We start from the raw sequence: 14,306 nt of genomic DNA on the forward strand, positions 1-14,306 counted from the left end.
GGCAGGCAGGATCATGCCCTTCGGCAAGGTGACTGAGGATGGATAAAAGCGGCCAGATGTAGGATAAATCATGGTCTGGGTATACGGGGCCGGAGAATAGCGTGCCACCGTATTGTCCTTGACGTGCATTGCTTCAGCGAAGAATTGATTTTCTTCATTTAACTGAAATACAAGGCGCCCCATTGCATTATCGTGCTTTTGCTTGGGAATGATGTCGATGAACTTGACGTAATCGGTGCCACACGTTGTTGCGTTGGCATCGCCGGTTTTTACCAATGCAAATTCCGGGAAATCACAGCCCTTGTAGCGATAAGGGTTGACGCCCTCGATCAGATTGCCCATCGAGTCGGTAAAGCTGAAATTCGGAACGCCGTTGCGCGGCGAGGCCTTGTTGATACCGAGGTCGTCGCGAACCGCTGTTCCGGCAAATTTTCTATCTACCGATTTCAATACATCGTCTTCTTCATGACCAATCGTGGCGAAGACATTGAAACGCTGGGTGGCGAGATCGCCATAACCGGCGGAAACGGTGTAGGTCCGGACATCGCCACCGCCTTGATCGGTCTTGGTGCCATAGGCGCTGACTTCGGCTCCCTGATAGTCTTTCTTCAGAATGAAGTTGATCACACCGGCGATTGCATCGGCGCCATAAACGGCCGACGCGCCATCACGCAGGATTTCGACGCGTTCGACTGCCGACAAGGGGATGGAATTCAAGTCAACAACTTGGTTGCCGCTGGCGTAGTTGGCAACGCGTCGGCCATTGAGCAGGACCAGCGTGTACTTGGATGGGAGTCCACGCAAACCAGCGGTGGAGGCGACACCAGTGGCGCCGACATTCTGTGCGGCGACCGTACCGCCAAAGTTGGATGGAATCAGGCTGACCAGATCTTGCGCGGTGGTTGCGCCGGTACGAACCAGGTCTTCCTTGGTAATGGTGGTAACCGGCAGGGCGCCTTCCTTGGCGGTGCGCTTGATGCTCGAACCAGTTACTTCGATCTTTTCCGCTTTTTGTTCTTCGGCGTGTACTGCGGTAATGCCGGCAACGCCAATCAGGCCGATTGCATAGGCAAGTTGCTTCATTTTCATCGGAACAATCTCCCCAGAAGTGAGTAAAGGGCGCCAAATCCGTGCAGCCATGCTGGCCGATTGGACAAGCGCTTTTCATCACTCTCTGCGAGAGGATCTCCCCGATAGCGAACCGTAACAGTCTGCGCATCTTGCCGGTAAGGGCGGGTGCCGACCTGCTGGTCTTGTTCGCGTTTGATGGTGTTTGAGCACCTTCAAGCGCGATTCGGCGCCGATACTAACCGCTGTATTTCGCGATTTGCAATTGCCAGTAATGGATTTGTAAGAAAACCTCGTCTTGTGTGTGCCACTTGCTACAGCTGGTGGGGGCTGGCAGGCAAATTCGCCGAATGGCGCTGGTGTCTGGCAATTCTCAGGGAAGTGGCGGCTGCCGCGCGTTTCACCATCGGGTACATCGCCACGCCGGTACAGGCGCTTGCTGTAGCTAGCCGGTGCTGGCGATCAAGCTGGCGCTGCCGACATGATGGCTTTTTGCCCATGGTCGGGCTGAACGATGCCAATTGCAGCAACCATGCGGTTCTGCCGCGGCGGGAGGATATCAGCCGTATTGGATCAATTGCATGCCATTTTCCCCCTTGGCATCGGCTATCCAGGGAGAGGTCGAGGTGAATGCGTGCCCGATTCGTTCACCGCTTTCCCGGCAGCCAGCGCTGTATTTGTTGTGCCAGCCACAGCCCATCATCGAGCGGCAGATCATGGCCGGCATCGGGGTGGCTGATCAGTGTCGCTTGCCAGGCGCGGGCCAGGGTGTGTGAGCACTGCGGGTTGACCAAGCGGTCGCGCTCGCCGGCGACGACCAGGCAAGGGACAGGTGGCGCCACGCGGGGGGCGCGGTAGCGTGCGGCGGCGAGCAATTGGCGCAGGGCATTGATGGTGCTGACCGGGCATTGCTGCCGATAGCCGAGCCAGCTCGACAATACGGCGGGGTCGGCACGCTGGCTGGTAAGCTGCAGTATCAGCGCCTCCAGCTTGGCAGGGTTGCCCGCCAGGGCGCGATACAGCAGGGCAGGGTAGTTGGCTGGCCGCAGTCGCTGCCAGAATGGGCTGAATGGCCGCAAGCTGGTATTGACCAGCACACAGGCGCCCACTTCCTGCGGATAGCGCATCGCCCAGTTGCTGGCCACCATGGCGCCGAGCGATAGGGCGAGCAGGCCATAGGGTGGCGCTACGCTTTGCGCGGCCAGATCGGCGCGGCAGATATCGACCATGGTTTCGATGCGGGTCGGGCTGGTTTTGCGAAACCGTTGTCCATTGCCGGGCAAGTCCGGGGTGTAGACGCCGGCGCCGTCCAGCGCTGCGCTGAAGAGCGCGGGAAAGTCACCCCAGTGGCGCTGCTCGCGTATCAATCCGCGCAGCAGCACCCAACGGTTCAACGTACCACTCCCTGATACCAGCTGGCGCAGGCATCCTGATAATGGCTGGGCCGGTTCTCGCCATTGGGCAGCCAGTGCTGATAGGCGCTGGCGGCGCGGGTGAGGAAGTCCAGCCACAGAAGATGGCTGCGCAACACCCGCTGTTGCCGATGCGGCACCAAGGGGTTGAACATGCCGCTGAGCGAGAACATCTGTCGCGGATTCTTCTTGATCCATAACCACGAACCCAGCTCCAGCGTCAGTGGCAGGAATACCTGGCCGGCGTCGGCTTGCTGCGATTCGCACAGGTAGTCCCACAGATCGCCATGTGTCAGATACTGGTGCGATTGCGGTTCGAACAGATAAGGATGGTGCGGATAGGTGCGATCCAGCAGGGATTTGAGTGCATACACCTCAGCCAGCTGGGCAAACGGCATGCGGCTGTGGGCATAGGGAAACCAGATGCGGTCGCGCAGCCCGAAGCCGGAATGGCAATCGAGCGCCAGGCTGAATTTGCGGCTGAGCAATTCATCGCGCACCACCTTGGCCAGCGCCTGGCTTTCGGCCTCCATGGCGGCGCCGGCGGCACCGCGATACCAGGGTAGTCGTGCACTCCAGCGCTGTCCGCCAACCAGGAAAGGAACCCTTTCCCGTGCGTCGACCGGGGCATTGCGCATCAAGTCCACACCGCGCGGATTGCTGCGCGTATGCAACTTCATGCCGCCGGGGTTGATCAAGGGCATGAACACGAGGCGGATCGATTCAAGCTGATGGTGCAGTGCGCGATCCCAGCCCAGCCGCGCCAGCAGGCTGCGCATAAAGGCGAGCAGCACCTGGGTGCCGATGCGCTCCAAACCATGTATGCCGCCAAAAAAGCCTACTGCCGGCGCTTGCGGGTCGTTACTGCCAAGGCATACCACATGCACCGGAAGGCGTTGTCCGGAGGCTTCGACCTCACATAGCTGGCGCGAGACAAAATGGTCGCGGCCTTCTTCCATCAGCCGTTCCAGTTCGATCAGTTCGGGCAGCTCGCGCTGGCGCATCCAGGCCTCCATTGATTCGCAGTAACACAACAGTGTGCCGGCCAACTGTTTCATTCTAGATGCAGTAGCGGCGATAACTGGCCGGAAATCAGGGTGGATCTCCGCGACCAGGCGCGCGGTACCTTCCAGCAATCGTGCCTAGAATGACAGCTGGCAACCCGGTGCACCGCGATGAACCCCTTTTGCTGCAAACAGCGGCCTTCGAGTCGGGCGTGGCTGCTTGTCGCTTTTTCGGCGGCCTGGCTGTCTGTTGCCTTGCCGGTGCGGGCAGAACGACTGGTTCGCGCCTGTGGCGGCGATGCTGAATGGGTGCCATCCAGTTTTTTCGTGCGGGAGCAGGGCCGAAAGACTGAGCGGGTGACCGGGTACTCGGTTGATGTATTGCGCGCGGCGCTGCCTGCCGATTACCGATTGGAAGTCAACCTGATGCCCTGGCTGCGCTGCCTCAAGGAAGTCGAATATGGCAAGCGCTACCAGATTGCCATGGGGCTGATTGCCAACGAGGCTCGCACCCGCGTTTACCGCTTCAGCGAACCGTATCAGGCCTTTCAGCCCGGTTATTTTTATTGGCGCGAGCGCCGGCCTGATGGCGTGCCGCTGCAATCGCTTGCCGATCTGTCGCGGTTTCGGGTGTGTGGCCTGCTGGGTTTCAATTACGACTATAGCGGGCTGCCCGGCGCCGCAATCGATACCGGCGCCATGGACTATCCCTCCCTGATGGCCAAGCTCGCGGCGGGGCGCTGCGAGCTTGGCCTGGAAATGCGCGAGGTGCTGGCCGGGCGGCTCAAGCTTGGTGTGGCCGGCGTTGCTGCCAACGCCCTGCTGTTCCATCCTCTTTCGGAAATACCGCCGGTCAAGGCCAGCTTTGGCATCAGCCGCAATGATGCCCAGTCCGAGCGCCTGCTGCGGGATCTGGATGAGGGCATCGCGCGGCTGAGGCGACAGCAGCGACTCAAGATCATGCTCGATGCCTATCTGAGCCATGGACTGCATGGTGGCTGAGCGCTTTCTCGTTACCACTTGTACGCAATGCCGCTTGCGATTGTTGTGCTGGGCTATGTGTCCCTATACTGTTGTCATACCCATTCGTCCGGCTTACGGCGCGCCGCGCTCCCTGTCCTGTGGATAATCCAGCCCTGCTTGCTGCCTTGAGGGAAACCTTCGAGCACCTGTTTCTTGGTGCCGTGGAACCCCTGTTTGTGCGTGCCGCCGAACGTTTGCTGGCCAAGGCCGATGCGGCCCGCTCCAGCGTGGAGGCGGGCAATCTGCTCGATGCGCGGGCGGTGCTGGTTAGCCATGGCGTGCAACTCAGCCTTGAAGTGCGGCTGCAATGTCACCGCTTGCTTGACCGTGCGCTGTATACCGCCTACCGCTATGAGCGCCCGGTATTTGGCCGGGCGGCAGACAGTGGCGAGCTGAGCCTGCTGGATACCTCGGTCATCGAGGCCAAGCTGGCGCTGGAAATGCTGACCAGCTTGTTGCGCAACGCTGCCGAGTCGCAGCTGCCGGACTTCAATGCCCGCATTGCCCGCTTGTATCAGCAGGCCGATGTGCGCGAGCGCGAAAACCCGTTTCGCCCCTATGTGATGGTCAATGCCTTGATCAGCGCTGTCGCCTCGCTGGGTTTGGTGCAGGAGCTTGGCTCGCTGCTGTCGCGCGAGCTGGTCGAATCGCTGGAGGAGGAAGTCAGCTCGATGTATGGCGCGCTGAATGATCTGCTGGCCAGCCATGATATCAACGCTGCCTTGCCGCGATTGCGTGCAGCGCGGCCCGCCAGGGCGGACGCCGGTTTTGGCGGGGTCGGGGCGGACTTGATTGCGCCGCAGAGCTTGTCCACTGTCAGCATGGACGGCCTGCTGGCCCGTTGGGTGCAGATGAAGACCCGACCGGCAGCCTTGCTGGCTAAGGACAGCACGATCGCGCCGCCCTCCGATACCCTGCGTAACTCGCCATTGCCGGCTCTGTTGCGCGGCATATTCGAGAGCCCGGGCCCCAGGCGCGCTGCATCGGCAGCCAGCACGTTTTCTGGCAGCACCTTGCTGGCATCCGCCATCAGCGAACTGGAGCGCGAGGCATTGCCGGCGGCGGGCGCAAGCGCTGCGGCGGGATTGCGCAATATCGTGTTCGAGAACCGCAGCCGGCTGGCTGGCATGAGCAAGTCCACTGAAGAGAAGCTGGTGATCGATGTGGTGGCCATGCTGTTCGAGTTCATCTTGCGCGATGGGCAGGTGCCGGGCAGCGTGCGGTCGGACCTCGGGCGCACGCAGTTCGTCATTCTCAAGCATGCGCTATTTGATCCGCAGGTGTTTTCGCAGGCCGAGCATCCGGCACGGCGCCTGCTGAACCGCATCGCTTCGGTGGCGATGGGCTTTACCCCGGCTGACCCGGTTACGCTGGCCATTCGCAAGGAGATCAGCAGCACCGTCGATCAGTTGCTCGCCGCCAGCACCATTGATGCCGCCTTGTTTGCCGATGTGCTTGGCAAGTTCGATGCCTTTGTCGATACCACCTTGCGCTGGGCCGATCCGGCCGTGGGGCGGGCGGTGCGGGTGCTGGAAGGGGCGGAGGGACGGGCGCTTGGCTATGTCCGCATCTCCAACGAGATCGGCGAACTGATACGCGGCATCGATGTAGATCGTGAGCTGGCAGCCTTCCTGGTCAATACCTGGGCGCAGGTGCTGGAACGCGCCGGGCGGGAGTGCCCGGACAAGCTGCCGGCCTTGCGCCAGGTGGTGCCGCGCCTGATCTGGACGGTTCAGCCCAAGGCCAGCAATGAAAGCCGGGTACAGCTGCTGAAACTATTGCCCGAGATGGTCGGGGTGCTGTCCGAGGGCCTGGCGCTGAGTCGCTGGAGCCAGCCCGATTGCCGCGCCTTTCTTGACGAGCTGGTCAATGCCCATGTCGTTGCCATGCGCGATGGCAATGCGCGCGACGGGGCCAGCCTGCAGTCGATCGAAGCGCATTTCGACAGCTTTGTCCGCGACAGCGGTGATACCGTCTCGCGGCTTGACAATCTGCCCTTCGACGCATCCCTGGTCGGCGAGCTGGCGCAGGAACTCAATGCCCATCTGGCCTTGCTTGACCGACAACTGGCGCCAGTTGGCGATGGCGAGTTGCCTGACCTGGAAGAGCCGCTGCCAGACGAGCACTACACCGCCAAGGTGATGGCGCGGCTGCGAACCGGCATCATGATCGAATTCATGCTGGAGGGCATCCCGCGCCGGGCGCGTCTGAACTGGATCAGCACCCGCGCCGCCAGCATCTTGCTGACGATCGAGGAAGTCAGCATGCCAACGGCGGTCAGCCTGGGTCTATTCCAGCGCCTGTGGGTGCATGGGCAGATCCGCTTTCTGGAGGCGGAGCCGATGTTCGAGCGTGCGGTCAATGTGCTGCTGCGCACTGCCGACGAGATGGAGCACTGGTTGTCCAGTCAAGGCGGCGATGCCGCACTGGTACAGCGGCAGAGTGCTTGAGCCCGGCCATGCCGGTGCGGCTATCGTGTCGCGGCGGTAGCCAGCTGGAGATCAATGCAGGTGCTCTGCCAGCACCCGAAAGCCCGACAGCAAGGCGATGGCCTGACCGAGATCCTGATTGTCGTGATCGCGCTTCAGGCAGTCGCGCCAGCGCTGGCACAGCCGTTCATCGATATGGCGAGCCCAGCTGAACAAAGGGTCGAGAAAGATGGTGCCGCTGCTGGGCATGCTGCGCGTGCATACCGAGGCCGGCCCCATGCGGCACATGGCGGCATGCCATTGCGGGCATAGCACCAGATCGAAATACACATGGGCAAGGGCTGCGTCGCTGACCTCCGGATGCCGGAGCAGATTGTGCAGCCGCTCGGAAAAACTGGCGGGAAAGCCAAGCGGTAACGGGCCGGGCAAGGTCTTGGCATCGGGTTCGGCTGCACAGTGACCGGACTGGGCTTCGCGAAACAGGGTATTCATGGCAAGGCTCCCGCACGATAGTGCCAAGCTTTGAGCAAGTGCCATGCCAGAGTGGGCTAGGTAGGTGGAAAGGGCTGCCCCTGGCTGGCCAGCTTGCCGGCAAAGCCCTCCCATGACTGTTGTTCCAGCGTGTGCCAGGGCAGGGTGCTTGCATCGAGGGTGTCGAACAGCTGCTGCAGCGAAACCAGGCGATAGCCTTGCTCCTGCCAGCCGGCAAGCAAGGCTTGCAGTAGCGGCAAGCGCTTGCCGCAATCGCTGCCGGCATGGATGGTGAACACATGACCGTATGGCGGTGTGGTACGGCTCAAACGCAACAGCTGCTGCACTGCATCCTGCTCGGTCAGGCCATCGGCGCCGATCAGTTCTTGCAGCAAGGGCAGGGTGGTGGGCAGCTGCGCAATGGCCACCGGTTCGCCATCGACCACCGGCAAGAATGGCCCGTGGCCGCGGCAATCGCTGCCAAAGCGCATGCCCATGCGCTGCTGCAGCCGGAACAAGGGGCGGCTGGCCCGCCATAGCGGCGCCGCCATGGAACGGGCCGGATGACCGAACAGGCTGGCGAACGCGGCATTGGCGGTGGCGATTTCCTGCTGGTACCAGGCTTCATCGGCTTGCTGCGCCAGCTTGACCCAGTTCACCCTGTCCCAGGCGGTGAAGCCGAGCTCGAAGCCGGCTTGCTGAACCTGTTTCATCTCCGCCTGTGCCTGTCTGGCCAGCAAGGGTGCGGGCAGCACATTGCCATACAGGCGCGCCAGGCCGCGTGGCCCGCTCAGGCGCCGATTGATCGTCTGCTGGCTGCGGTGTTCACCGATGCGAAACAGGGGACCGTTGCTGCGGCCGCTGCGATCGGGGCCCAGAGCGAAATAGAAGCTGGCCTGAGCCTGGTGGTGTTGTAGCAGCTCGATCAGCTTGGGCGTGCTGCTACGGGCAGCTGCTACGGTGTCGATATCGATTTTCAGTGCCAGCAGCATGGCAGAGGGTCTTTCTGGGCGAAACAAGGCGCGCATTGTCCCTGCGTGCCGTTCCGGGTTCAAGCGCCGATTGCACGGATGGCCGGGTGGGCTCCGCGATGGCAAAGCCGGCTGCGTGTTCTAGGCTTGCAATTAGGCCGGTGCGCGTCGCACCTGCCTTTGTCCAAGGGGAGCTTAAATCATGAAGCCATTCAAGCTCGGTCATATGGTCGGTATGCTGTCACTGCTGGTGGCTACCGAGGGGCTGGCCGGTGACAAGCCGGCAGCTCTGGCATTGTGTACTGAAAATGAAGAATCGTATCCTTGGTTACTCAAGGATCGGCCAGGACTTACCATGATCATGATGCGCGCGGTAGAAAAGTCGTTGGGCGTGAAAGTCGAGGTAAAGCCGCTGCCGTGGAAGCGATGCATGGAAGAAGTCAAGGCCGGCACAATGGACGGTCTGTTCAAGATCAGCTTCAAGCCGGAAAGAATGGAGATCGGTCATTACCCGATGAATGGCGACAAGCCGGATGCCAGTCGGCGCATGCTTGATGACAGCTATAGCCTGTATCGCCTGAAAGGTGGCCGCATTGATTGGGATGGCAAGGCGATCAAGAATGCCGATGGCGCGGTGGGGGCCCAATCAGGATTTTCGGTGGTTGATCAGCTCAAAGGCCTGGGCGTGCGGGTGGACGATGGCACGCGCAGCGCAGATGAAAATCTGCACAAATTATTGCTTGGGCGGGTGGCGGCTGTCGCGCTGCAGACCCAGGAGGGTGACGCCAGTATCGCGGCCAAGTCTGAATTCGCCACAAAAATAGAACGCATGTCCCCGCCCTTGGTCGAGAAGCCCTATTTCCTGATGCTTTCAAAGGCTTTCGTGGGCAAATATGGCGACTTTTCCCGGCAGATCTGGGATGCGGTCGCCCAGGTGCGAGAGTCGGCTGATTACAAGAAACAGGTCCAGCAATTCAAGTAGCGTCCGGGTGGCAGTGGGTGGCGCCATTCGGCGCCGTCGGACAGCCATTTCAAAGTCCGGCTCTCACGCGCTACGATGGCGGCCCGGTGTATGGAACCGCCTGAATCGCCTGTTGCCAACCTTGTTCAACCTGGATTCAAATAATGCGCAAACTCGTGCTATTCATTGCGACCAGCCTGGATGGCTATATTGCCCGACCGGATGGTAGCGTGGACTGGCTGTTCACCGATCAGGATTATGGTTACCAGACACTTTACGATTCGGTGGACGCATTGTTGGTTGGTCGCCGCACATTTGATCAGGTATTGAGCGCTGGCGACTACCCCTATGCCGGCAAGCGCACCTATGTGTTTTCGGCCAGGCCGCTGTCCTGGTCCGATGCGTCCATCGAGGCGGTCAGCGAGCCGGCTGCCAGCTTTATCAGCCGGCTCAAGCAAGGCGAGGGTGGCCCCTTGTGGCTGGTAGGCGGGGCCGCCTTGATCCAGACCTGCCTTGAGGCGGACTTGATCGACGAATTCATCGTCTCCATCCATCCCTTGATGCTCGGTAGCGGTATTTCCTGGTTCGCCGGCAATGAAACCAGCCGCCGCTTGCGCCTCGCTTCGGTGGAGTCGTTCGATTCAGGCTTGTTGCAGGTGCGCTATGAGCGGCAACGCAAATCACCGGCCCATATCGGCGCAGGTTTGGCGCCATGAGCGCGCCTGTGGTGCGTCCGGCCCGCGCGAGTGATCGCGACGCCCTGTATGCGATCTGTCGCGCCACCGGCAATGCCGGCGAGGATGCCAGTGCGGCGGGGCGTGATCCTGACTTGCTCGGGCATCTGTATGCCGGGCCCTATCTGGCCCTCGCGCCGCAATGGGCCTGGGTGGCGGAAGATAGCCTGGGCGTGTGCGCTTATGCCCTGGCGGTGCCTGACACTGCCAGCTTTTATGCGGCGATGGCGCAAAGCTGGCTGCCGCCCTTGCGCGCGCGCTATGGCGATCAGGCTCACCCTGATGATGCGGCCCTGCTCGCGCAACTTCATGCCAAACCGCAATGCGACCCCCGCCTTGGCGAATGGCCGGCGCATCTGCATGTGGATTTATTGCCGCGCGCCCAAGGCCAGGGCCTTGGTGGCGTCTTGATGCGGACGCTGCTCGATGCCCTAGGCGCTGCGGGCGTGCGTGGCGTGCATCTGGGCGTGGATCCGCGCAATGAGCGGGCGCTGGCCTGGTATCCGCGCTTCGGCTTTACGCCAATGTGGCGCGATCAGGGCTGTGTCTGGATGGTGCGCAGCCTGGAGGCCTGAGTAGGCGCCGTGTTGGGCGCGCCCAAACGCCGCGAGCTTGCCTTGTCAGGGGTGGCCCGGCGTATGCCTGACCTCGCGGCATGGCTCGGATGGCGAGAGCGCGCTCGTGGCCAGCTCAATTCACCACAAAACGGTTGATTTGCTCATTCAGCCCGGCCGAGAGCTGGCCGAGCCGCTTGGCGACATCGCGAGCGGACTCGACTGCCGCATGGTTTTCCTCGCTCATCTGCGCGATTTTTTCCACATTGCGGGTGATTTCGGTCGCCGCATTGCGCTGCATGCGCATCGCATCGGCCAGATGGCTGAGAGTGCCGGCGGTGGTGGCCGATCCGGTGCGGATTTGCACCAATGATTCCTCCACCGCCCGGGTGCAGGCGACACCGGCATCGATCATTTGCTGCGCTTCGCTCATCCGGTCGTGCGCACTGATGGTGTCGCGCTGGACGGTTTCGATCTTGCCGGAAATATCAGTAGTGGCCTGGGTGGTGCGCTCGGCCAGTTTGCGCACCTCGTCTGCCACCACGGCGAAGCCCCGGCCGGTTTCGCCGGCGCGCGCTGCTTCAATGGCGGCATTGAGCGCCAGCAGATTGGTTTGATCGGCGATTTCCTTGATGACATTGACGATGCCGCCAATTTCGTCGGAGCGGGCATTGAGTGCGTCGATGGCTACGCTGGCAGCCGCCAGTGCATCGGCAATCCGGCCGATTTCGCCGGCAGCCTGTACCGCCAGCTTTTCGCCACCGAGCGCCTGGGCCTCGGCGGCCTTGGCGTCACTGCGCACGCTGTCGGTGTCATTGGAGACCACCGAGATGCTGGTGGAGAGCTGCTCGATGGCGGCAGCTACTGCGGCTGATGCTTCCGCTTGCATTGACGAAGCCAGCGCAACTTGTTGTGAGATATGTTCCATTTCCAGTGCCGAACTGGCGACCTCGTTGGCGCCGCTTCCGGCATTGCGTACCAGGTTGCGCAAGCTGTCGAGCACGCGGCGGAAGGCATTGATGGTATGGCCGATTTCGTTTTGACCGGTTTGCGGCAAGGCGATGGTCAGGTTGTTGCCATCGGCAATTTGCTGTGCCGAACGGCGCGCTTGGTCCAGCGGGCGACGAATCGACAATGAGACACTGAAGGCGGTGACGCTTGCCGCCAGCAGGGCCACGGCGGCAAGGCCAAGCAAGCTTTGCAGGGTGGCAGCGCGCACTGCCGTTAGCTCTGTTTCGACCTGTTTGGCCCGCGCCATGGTGGCTTTGCTGAGTTCGGTCAGCTGTCCTTCCATGGCCCGAACAAACTCCTTGTGTGCCGCCATGGCTTCATTGGCAGCGTCCGGTGTGGTCAAGTCCTGCCCCAGCTTGCCGCTGACACTTTCAAACCCGCTGCCGTACTGCTTGATCTTGCCCAGCAAATCATCAATTTGCGTCCGGGTGCTCGGGTCGGCCTTGCTGGCTGCGAGGCTCAGGCTGTCGTTTGCAGCCTTGAAAGCCGCGCTCCATTTTTCCCGATATTCCTTCACTTTTTCTGCTTTGGCGACATTGAGAAAACTGTCTTTCTCGAATCGCCGTAAATTGCCGATCTGGTAGCGCGTTTCGCCAACGGCCATATTGACGGCGATATCGCTTTCCAGCATCACTTTTACCGAGTTGTACTGGCTATTGACACCGTAGCAGCCAATGCCGGCCATCAGGCAGATCAGCAAGATCAGAATGCCGAAGCCGCCGGCAATGCGTGCTGTGAACGAAATGTTTTCCATGGGTCGACCTTGATGAGAGCATCCAGGAATAATCGGGCGTGCAGCTACTATAGGAAAAAATCTGCTGCATTCCTGATTCATGGCGGCAAAGCCTGAGAATTGAGGCATTCTGCAACAGCCAGTAAGTCCCCTGCCGCCTGATGCCATTGCCCTCAGCCCTTTGCGGTCGGCCATGTATCGATGGCCCTCCCTGCGATACGGTGTGTTTGGTAAAATCCGCGCCTTTTCAGCGATCTGGAGTGCAATGTGCGCATAGCACTGGCCCCGATGGAAGGCCTGGTTGACGCGCCTTTGCGAGCAGCCCTGACCGGCATAGGCGGGGTGGATTGGTGCGTGACCGAGTTTGTCCGCGTCACTTCCACCTTGTTGCCGGCACGTTTTTTCAAGCGCTTGGCGCCAGAGGCCGATCAGGGCTGGCGCACGCCGGCCGGCGTATTGCTCAAGCTGCAACTACTGGGCTCGGACCCGGCTTGTCTTGCCGACAATGCGGCCCGCGCGGCCGAGCTTGGTGCGCCCGGCATCGATCTGAATTTCGGCTGCCCGGCCAAGTCGGTAAACCGCCATCGCGGCGGTGCGGTGCTCCTGGGCGAACCTGTGCTATTGCACGCCATCGTCAAGGCGGTGCGTGCGGCGGTGCCGGCCGATATTCCGGTAACTGCCAAGATGCGCCTCGGTTACGAGGACACGGCGCTGGCGCTGGACTGTGCGCGGGCGCTTGATAGTGGCGGCGCCAGCGAACTGGTGGTGCATGCGCGGACCAAGCTCGATGGCTACAAGCCGCCGGCGCACTGGCACTGGATCGCTCGCATCAAGGAAGTGGTCAAGGCGGATGTGGTGGCCAATGGCGAGATCTGGTCGGTTGAGGACTACTTCCGCTGTCGTGCCGAGTCAGGCTGCGACGATGTGATGCTGGGGCGCGGCCTGGTGGCGCGGCCCGATCTGGCCCGGCAGATCCGCGCGGCTGTTGCCGGCTTGCCGTCCGACCGGCTCGACTGGGCCGATATTTTGCCGGTGCTGGCGCAGTTCCAGCACAGCATCGCCGGCCTTGGCGCCCAGACCTATGCGCCGGGTCGCCTCAAACAATGGCTGGGCTATCTGCGCCTGGGGTATCCCGAGGCGCATGGCCTGTTTCGTGAAATTCGCCAACAGCAGCAGATTGCTGCGCTGGTGGTGTAGGCAATTCATTCTGGTGTTATGTCGGCCCCGCTATCTGTTGCCCACAGTGAGCCCTGCTTGCAGTGCGGCGCCTGTTGCGCTGCATTTCGTGTGTCCTTCTATTGGGCGGAGGCCGAGCAGCGTGGTTTGCCCCTGGCTCTGACCGAGCAGGTGAATGGCTTGATGAGTTGCATGCGTGGCAGCTGGGCACCCCAGCCGCGTTGCGCGGCGCTGCAAGGCGAAGTCGGTGGCGCCACCCGTTGCAGCGTGTATCTGCAGCGTCCGTCGCCGTGTCGTGAAGTCCAGCCGGGCGATGAGCAATGCAGGCGAGCGCGCGCCCGGCATCGCTTGCCGCCATTGCCCAGCCAGTCTCTTGATCAGGCGCAATAATGACAAACTCCTTGGCTGACACAATCTGCCTCCGCTGCGGTGCCTGTTGTGCTGCTTTCCGGGTCAGCTTTGACCGCAGTGAGCTCGACAGTGAAGGCGGCAAGGTGCCTGATGGGCTCGCGGATACCGAAACGGCAAGCCTTTGCCGCATGCGCGGCACCGACTACGCCCAGCCACGCTGCGTCGCGCTGCAGGGCAAGGTTGGTGAGCGGGTTTCCTGCGCCATTTATGCCGAACGCCCCGGGCCTTGCCGTGAATTCGCACCGCTGGCCGAGCTGGGCATTTTTTCTCCGGCCTGCAACCGGGCAAGGCGCCGGCACGGCCTGCCCGATCTGCCGGCCGATCAAACCGACTACTGACAGGCAGCAA

The 14,306-nt window shown here is 61.6% G+C and carries 14 protein-coding genes; 8 read left to right on the top strand and 6 right to left on the bottom strand.

Features of this window, described 5'->3' with window-relative positions; genetic code table 11:
* From ACE3OH_RS00395 to ACE3OH_RS00405, 3 genes are all read right to left on the bottom strand, one after another.
* On the bottom strand, positions 1 to 1,083 hold a 1,083-nt coding region (locus ACE3OH_RS00395; protein ID WP_374347055.1), incomplete at its 3' end, for a TonB-dependent receptor plug domain-containing protein.
* A 632-nt stretch (positions 1,084 to 1,715) separates the two neighbouring features.
* Positions 1,716 to 2,462, bottom strand: a complete 747-nt coding sequence (locus ACE3OH_RS00400; RefSeq protein WP_374347057.1) for an alpha/beta fold hydrolase — start codon at positions 2,460 to 2,462, stop codon at positions 1,716 to 1,718.
* Positions 2,459 to 3,484 carry a M14 family zinc carboxypeptidase gene (locus ACE3OH_RS00405; protein WP_374347060.1) on the bottom strand — a complete coding sequence of 342 codons (1,026 nt, stop codon included), beginning with the start codon at positions 3,482 to 3,484 and terminating at the stop codon, positions 2,459 to 2,461. Before ACE3OH_RS00405 ends, ACE3OH_RS00400 begins: the two co-directional genes overlap by 4 nt.
* Positions 3,485 to 3,655: 171 nt before the next feature.
* Between ACE3OH_RS00405 and ACE3OH_RS00410 the strand changes: the two genes are divergently transcribed.
* Positions 3,656 to 4,486, top strand: a complete 831-nt coding sequence (locus ACE3OH_RS00410; protein ID WP_374347062.1) for a substrate-binding periplasmic protein — start codon at positions 3,656 to 3,658, stop codon at positions 4,484 to 4,486.
* Between the two features lie 119 nt (positions 4,487 to 4,605).
* Positions 4,606 to 6,957, top strand: coding sequence for a DUF1631 family protein (locus ACE3OH_RS00415; RefSeq protein WP_374347064.1), 2,352 nt, complete (start codon positions 4,606 to 4,608; stop codon positions 6,955 to 6,957).
* 51 nt (positions 6,958 to 7,008) lie between these two features.
* Here ACE3OH_RS00415 and ACE3OH_RS00420 read toward each other — a convergent pair whose 3' ends face one another.
* Both ACE3OH_RS00420 and ACE3OH_RS00425 read right to left on the bottom strand, forming a co-directional pair.
* A complete protein-coding gene (locus ACE3OH_RS00420) occupies positions 7,009 to 7,428 on the bottom strand; it encodes a hypothetical protein (RefSeq protein ID WP_374347066.1) in 420 nt (139 codons plus the stop codon).
* A gap of 56 nt (positions 7,429 to 7,484) precedes the next feature.
* A complete protein-coding gene (locus ACE3OH_RS00425; protein ID WP_374347068.1) occupies positions 7,485 to 8,399 on the bottom strand; it encodes a polysaccharide deacetylase family protein in 915 nt (304 codons plus the stop codon).
* 181 nt (positions 8,400 to 8,580) lie between these two features.
* On the opposite strand from ACE3OH_RS00425, the gene ACE3OH_RS00430 reads away from it, so the two are divergent.
* From ACE3OH_RS00430 to ACE3OH_RS00440, 3 genes are all read left to right on the top strand, one after another.
* A complete protein-coding gene (locus tag ACE3OH_RS00430) occupies positions 8,581 to 9,360 on the top strand; it encodes a substrate-binding periplasmic protein (protein ID WP_374347070.1) in 780 nt (259 codons plus the stop codon).
* A 143-nt stretch (positions 9,361 to 9,503) separates the two neighbouring features.
* Positions 9,504 to 10,055, top strand: coding sequence for a dihydrofolate reductase family protein (locus tag ACE3OH_RS00435; protein WP_374347072.1), 552 nt, complete (start codon positions 9,504 to 9,506; stop codon positions 10,053 to 10,055).
* Positions 10,052 to 10,648, top strand: a complete 597-nt coding sequence (locus ACE3OH_RS00440) for a GNAT family N-acetyltransferase (RefSeq protein ID WP_374347074.1) — start codon at positions 10,052 to 10,054, stop codon at positions 10,646 to 10,648. Before ACE3OH_RS00435 ends, ACE3OH_RS00440 begins: the two co-directional genes overlap by 4 nt.
* Before the next feature lie 115 nt (positions 10,649 to 10,763).
* Here the strand turns inward: ACE3OH_RS00440 and ACE3OH_RS00445 are convergent, their stop codons facing one another.
* Positions 10,764 to 12,392 (bottom strand): methyl-accepting chemotaxis protein, encoded by a 1,629-nt coding sequence (locus ACE3OH_RS00445; protein WP_374347077.1) that lies wholly within the window; start codon positions 12,390 to 12,392, stop codon positions 10,764 to 10,766.
* 246 nt (positions 12,393 to 12,638) lie between these two features.
* Here ACE3OH_RS00445 and ACE3OH_RS00450 point away from each other — a divergent pair, with 246 nt between their 5' ends.
* From ACE3OH_RS00450 to ACE3OH_RS00460, 3 genes are read left to right on the top strand one after another with little or no spacing between them, the layout of a single operon-like run.
* The gene (locus ACE3OH_RS00450) at positions 12,639 to 13,568 is read left to right on the top strand and encodes a tRNA dihydrouridine synthase (protein WP_374347079.1); all 930 of its coding nucleotides are present in this window, start codon (positions 12,639 to 12,641) and stop codon (positions 13,566 to 13,568) included.
* A gap of 18 nt (positions 13,569 to 13,586) precedes the next feature.
* Positions 13,587 to 13,937, top strand: coding sequence for a YkgJ family cysteine cluster protein (locus ACE3OH_RS00455; RefSeq protein WP_374347083.1), 351 nt, complete (start codon positions 13,587 to 13,589; stop codon positions 13,935 to 13,937).
* Positions 13,937 to 14,296: a YkgJ family cysteine cluster protein gene (locus ACE3OH_RS00460; RefSeq protein ID WP_374347085.1), complete on the top strand. Its 360-nt coding sequence runs from the start codon at positions 13,937 to 13,939 to the stop codon at positions 14,294 to 14,296. Before ACE3OH_RS00455 ends, ACE3OH_RS00460 begins: the two co-directional genes overlap by 1 nt.
* Positions 14,297 to 14,306: the final 10 nt, after the last annotated feature.

Source organism: Chitinimonas sp. (assembly GCF_041904975.1).
GTDB lineage: Bacteria > Pseudomonadota > Gammaproteobacteria > Burkholderiales > Chitinimonadaceae > Chitinimonas.

Coding starts and splice junctions, on each gene's coding strand:
- ACE3OH_RS00440 (WP_374347074.1), top strand. CDS start 10,052: ATGAGCGCGCCTGTGGTGCGTCCGGCCCGCGCGAGTGATCGCGACGCC.
- ACE3OH_RS00405 (WP_374347060.1), bottom strand. CDS start 3,484: ATGCGCCAGCGCGAGCTGCCCGAACTGATCGAACTGGAACGGCTGATG.
- ACE3OH_RS00410 (WP_374347062.1), top strand. CDS start 3,656: ATGAACCCCTTTTGCTGCAAACAGCGGCCTTCGAGTCGGGCGTGGCTG.
- ACE3OH_RS00455 (WP_374347083.1), top strand. CDS start 13,587: ATGTCGGCCCCGCTATCTGTTGCCCACAGTGAGCCCTGCTTGCAGTGC.
- ACE3OH_RS00435 (WP_374347072.1), top strand. CDS start 9,504: ATGCGCAAACTCGTGCTATTCATTGCGACCAGCCTGGATGGCTATATT.
- ACE3OH_RS00460 (WP_374347085.1), top strand. CDS start 13,937: ATGACAAACTCCTTGGCTGACACAATCTGCCTCCGCTGCGGTGCCTGT.
- ACE3OH_RS00425 (WP_374347068.1), bottom strand. CDS start 8,399: ATGCTGCTGGCACTGAAAATCGATATCGACACCGTAGCAGCTGCCCGT.
- ACE3OH_RS00445 (WP_374347077.1), bottom strand. CDS start 12,392: ATGGAAAACATTTCGTTCACAGCACGCATTGCCGGCGGCTTCGGCATT.
- ACE3OH_RS00420 (WP_374347066.1), bottom strand. CDS start 7,428: ATGAATACCCTGTTTCGCGAAGCCCAGTCCGGTCACTGTGCAGCCGAA.
- ACE3OH_RS00430 (WP_374347070.1), top strand. CDS start 8,581: ATGAAGCCATTCAAGCTCGGTCATATGGTCGGTATGCTGTCACTGCTG.